1 protein-coding gene is annotated in these 441 nt (G+C 36.5%); it reads left to right on the top strand.

The window, feature by feature from the left end:
- On the top strand, nt 1-351 hold a 351-nt coding region (locus tag E0L37_RS21430; RefSeq protein ID WP_205655689.1), incomplete at its 5' end, for a hypothetical protein.
- Nucleotides 352-441 lie beyond the last annotated feature (90 nt).

Genomic DNA, 441 nt, shown 5'->3' with positions numbered 1-441 from the left:
GTATTACTTCTTACCCTTAGTGGGTGCCAAACGATGGATGCAATGCAAGAAGACATTAGTGATTTAAGTAATAGCTTGTTTTCAAGTGAAGATATGAGCGAAGAATCACAAGATGCATTCTTAAAAGCACAAGAGGCATTTTATGAAGCCGACAATGTTCGTAAAAAACATGCGCAATTAAATGCTCAAGAACGAAGCTTATGGGTCGAGTTAGAAGATGATTATAACATCTTGTTGGCAGCTCCTAGTAAAGCCACTGAGAAGGAATCTTACTTTTCAGACTCTACGCTTGCAGATAACGTTATGATGCAAAGTTTAAAGTTTATTGAGCTGGTCGAAAAAGGCGAGTAATCGAAACTTCGCTTAAAAGATTGAAAAGTTTATGTTACAACGGCACTAACATTACTTTTTAGTTACAAACATGACTGAACTTTACCATTG

Source organism: Alcanivorax sp. 24, from assembly GCF_004360225.1.
Classification (GTDB): Bacteria; Pseudomonadota; Gammaproteobacteria; order Pseudomonadales; family Alcanivoracaceae; genus Alloalcanivorax; species Alloalcanivorax xiamenensis.
This window is presented reverse-complemented; position numbering and strand designations above follow the sequence as displayed.